Raw genomic sequence first — 4,272 nt, 5'->3', positions numbered from 1 at the left:
CCAAAAAGGTCTTCAAGCTGCGAACGTAATCGCACTATAATTTCGTTAGTTGACGCAAGTGGTTGATAGACTATTTGCGTCACTTTCAAAAAATCTGAACACTTCAAATATCTGCTCGCACATCTTGTTAAGTTTTGTATTAACCTCGTTATAAATAAAATTTAAAGATATATTATATAGATCACGATTATGTTGGTTTAGATTTGCTATGCCAAAATATTGTGGTTAATAAATTAAATAAGGACAATCATGTCTCGTTCAATCGGTCGTAAACGTTTTTGGTTTCAAAATCGTAAAGTAAATAACGTCGCAAAGAAAAAGTAATTCATTTGTATTTTAAAAAATAATTGATAGGAGATTATCAATCTAATTCGGGTTTGCATTCTGAATATTTAATATAATTAGTAACCTATATTACCATTGTTAATAATTAAGACTATGTATCAAATATTCAGAAATTTAAATATCCTCTCTACCTATTCACATCACTTAATCGTTATTAATTTGTAAGCATCAACAATATTTTGTACATCATTTTTATTGTTTCGTTGCATTTTTTGGTAATGCACTAAGGTTTTGTCCAAATATCGCTGGGCTACATCCGCTTGTTTTTGATTATCGGGTTGCCAAATAGATTCGCCCGTTGTCGAAACCGGTGCTAAATCATTACTTTCATTGCTAACAAAAAGTACCTCATATATGCGTTGGTTATCTTCAATAAGATACTCGGCATTAAGGCTGAAGTTTAATTGCTGCAACTGCTGGCGTAGATGATATTGATGGTGAATAGGGCAAAGTAGCAGATCAAAGTCTAATGATGGATGGTTTTCATGCAGCGCTGCAATAAACGTCATCATGAGATCGCCACCAACCCCTGCAATGATAATGAGATGTTTGCCAGGGTATTCTTGTAATGGCAGCGCTGCAACATCATGACAGTGTACTTGCCAGCGGTTAGATAAATCTTTGCTAAAAGATGATTCCTCGTGTGGGTTTTTTGGGAAAAAACGTTGTAAGTTTTCTTCTAATTCCAACATCAATTTAGGCACTATATCAACAAAATGCACCATGGATTTCACTGGGCGAGAGAGCAGTGCTGCGCCTAGATAGCCATGATCGCAGCAGCAGTCCCAAATATGTTGATACTCAGAACCTACCATGCTTTCTATTTGTTGAAGTCGTTTACTTAATTTCATGTCTTACAAATTACCCTTAGCATAAATTTTACGGAGTTGGTGGGGTCGCTTTAAAGCCTTCAATGATGTTGTAGATACCGATTACAGCAAATACACCAATAACAATACCCAGTTGCCACGCTTCCTGTAGCCCCATTTTTAACAACGTCATACTAACCAGTGATGAGATAATCATTTGTGCACCACCAGAAAGAGCGGCTGCAGTGCCTGCTTGTCGTTTGAAAGGCAGCATTACTTGAGATTGTGAGCAAGGCAAAGAGATACCATTACCAAGTACCATGAAAAATTGCCCAAGCATCAGCATTAATGGATCGATAGGGGCAAAGAATAGCCATAATGCTGAGATGATTTGAACACCTGAGGCAGTAAGCAGCATCGATTTTGTGCCGATGATAGGTCTAACACGGCTGGATATAAAGCTACCAATAAGTAAGCCGCAGGTCGGGATCAAAGCCCACAATGCGTATTCACCTGATGTCATGCCGATGGTATTTTGCATAATAAAAGGCATCAGTGAGATGGTTGTTACCACCAAACTAAAGTTAAGCCAACTGATACTGGCAAAGCTTAAAAAGTAGCGTGATGTTATCAGCGTTTTATAGTTACCCAAGATTACTGGTACAGGTGGGATTTTACTTGGGGTATTCATTGTCTCTTTGAAAAGGAAAAACAGTAAAACCCAAACGATAGCGATGTAAGAGAACAGAGTGATAAATACCGCTAACCAACCAGCTAAGTGGTTAATAAACCCGCCAATAACAGGAGCGACAATCGGAGTAAAGGAGGCAACCATCATAATATACGAGAGCGCTAAAGGAAGTTGCTGACCAGAATAAGAATCTCTAATCGATGCTCTTGCTAAAACAGCGCAACATCCGGTTCCTATTCCTTGGATAAAGCGCCCAAGTATCAATAGATTGAAAGAGTGACTGCCTAATATAAGCAGTAATAAACCAATTAAAGACAGAATTAAACCAGCAAGTAGCACGCCACGACGACCAATGGCATCGGAGATTGGACCATAAATAAACTGAGAAGGACCAAAACCAAGCAAATAGATAGCGACTAATAATTGAGCTTCATCAATGGAAATCGAAAAGTCTTTTGCAATCCAAGGTAAAGACGGAAAAACCAAACCCATGCTGAGTTGACCAATACTGATCGTTAAGCAGGCAAGGAGGATCGGTTTCCAGTTGAGAGAGCTTTGCATAAATAGAGCAGCCTAATGTAGTGAAATATTAAGATAATATACGGAATAAATAGAGTGATGGTGCCAGTAGGGATTCTATTTATATGAACGAAAACGCGTTAATCCACATTTTATGGATAGATGATTATACAGTGTTTTAACATTTGATAGGTTAAATTTGACTGATTAAATGCAGTATTTGTAATGCAATAGATTACCGTACTCCCTAGAATATTGATTCGTATCACATTTTACCTGCTTAAATTTCAAACATATGAAATAAATAACGCAAACCGTGTGGTTGGTTGTGATTTTGCTCACGGTATGTATAGGGCGTGCTTCATTAGGATGCCTTTCGAGCAAAAAGCGCAATGTAAGTCGCATATCGTAGGGCTTAGTATTGATTATCTGGTTACAATTAATTTACAAGGACAAAAGTTAATGAATAAGCCTCGCTTGTCATTTTGGCAGATTTGGAACATGAGTTTTGGTTTTCTCGGTATTCAATTTGGGTTTGGATTACAAAATGCCAATGTCAGCCGAATTTTTGAAACATTAGGGGCAAGCATTGATCAAATTCCTATATTATGGCTTGCAGCACCGTTAACCGGGCTTTTTATACAGCCGATTATTGGCTATTTTAGTGATCGAACTTGGACTCCTTTAGGGCGTCGACGTCCTTTCTTTTTAGCTGGTGCAATTGCGTCTTCATTAGCATTGATAATCATGCCTTACTCTCCATATTTATGGGTTGCAGCGGGTATGTTATGGATTTTAGATGCGTCGATTAATGTCTCAATGGAACCATTTCGAGCGTTAGTTGCTGATAATTTACCTTCAGAGCAACGTACAAGAGGTTTTGCCGTTCAAACTTTCTTTATCGGTGTCGGTTCCGTTATCGCTTCTGCAATGCCTTATGTTGTGACGAATGTATTTGGTGTTTCAAATACGGCTCCTCCAGGTGTGATTCCGGATTCAATTAAAGTTTCCTTTATTTGTGGCGCTGTCGTTTTCCTCGGTTCAATTATATGGACAGTAATGAAAACGCAAGAATATTCACCAGAAGAGATGGACAGATTTGAAGGCGTTACTGAGGAATCTGAATCAGAAGAAAAAGCAACTTTAGCTGAAATTATTTCTGATTTACGCGCTATACCGAAAACAATGATGCAATTAGCATTGGTGCAATTTTTCTCTTGGTTTGCTTTGTTTGCGATGTGGATTTATACCACTTCAGCGGTTACATCCGGTATTTTTGGTGCCACAGATTCTAGCTCGGCTCTATATAATGAAGGTGCTGACTGGGTTGGTTTGTGTTTTGCTGCATACAACGGTATTTCAGCGATAGCGGCATTTGCTCTTCCTTGGGTAGCTGAGCGCACGAGCAGAAAATTTGTACATAGTATGGCATTGATTATCGGTGGTGTTAGCTTAGCTTCAATCTCACTAGTCACGGATCCAAATATGTTGATGCTTAATATGGTTGGTGTTGGTATTGCTTGGGCAAGTATTTTATGCATGCCATACGCTATTTTGGCGGGTGCGTTACCTTCTAGAAAAGTAGGTTTCTATATGGGTGTATTCAATTTCTTTATTGTATTACCTCAAATATTAGCAGCAGGTATTTTAGGCTTCTTCACTCGTTGGGCATTTGATGGTGATACAATGATGTCTTTAGTTCTTGGTGGATGTGCAATGGTATTTGCTGGCCTATTGGTTGTGGTTGTTCAAGATAGAGATGAACCTAATAAAGTGTCATTGAATCAAGCGAAAGTATCTCAATAGTCATTAAGCATAATATTTAAATAGCCTTTATTACACTGTCTACAGGTAATAAAGGTTTTTTTATATAAATTATATTTGTAATACAATAACGCAATTATATGT

Annotated in this window: 3 protein-coding genes; 1 reads left to right on the top strand and 2 read right to left on the bottom strand. The window is 38.0% G+C overall.

Annotation, left to right across the window (positions count from 1 at the left end):
• Positions 1–485: 485 nt before the first annotated feature.
• Both BCU68_RS06510 and BCU68_RS06505 read right to left on the bottom strand, forming a co-directional pair.
• Complete coding sequence (locus tag BCU68_RS06510; protein ID WP_102563983.1) at positions 486–1,196, bottom strand: tRNA (adenine(22)-N(1))-methyltransferase TrmK; 711 nt, start codon at positions 1,194–1,196, stop codon at positions 486–488.
• Between the two features lie 28 nt (positions 1,197–1,224).
• A complete protein-coding gene (locus BCU68_RS06505; protein ID WP_102563982.1) occupies positions 1,225–2,406 on the bottom strand; it encodes a multidrug effflux MFS transporter in 1,182 nt (393 codons plus the stop codon).
• A 420-nt stretch (positions 2,407–2,826) separates the two neighbouring features.
• On the opposite strand from BCU68_RS06505, the gene BCU68_RS06500 reads away from it, so the two are divergent.
• Positions 2,827–4,170, top strand: a complete 1,344-nt coding sequence (locus BCU68_RS06500; protein WP_102564036.1) for an MFS transporter — start codon at positions 2,827–2,829, stop codon at positions 4,168–4,170.
• Positions 4,171–4,272: the final 102 nt, after the last annotated feature.

Origin of the sequence: Vibrio sp. 10N.286.49.B3 (genome assembly GCF_002873395.1) — a bacterium.
Classification (GTDB): Bacteria; Pseudomonadota; Gammaproteobacteria; order Enterobacterales; family Vibrionaceae; genus Vibrio.
Note: the sequence above shows the minus strand (reverse complement) of the source record. Positions and strands in the feature narration are given on the sequence as shown.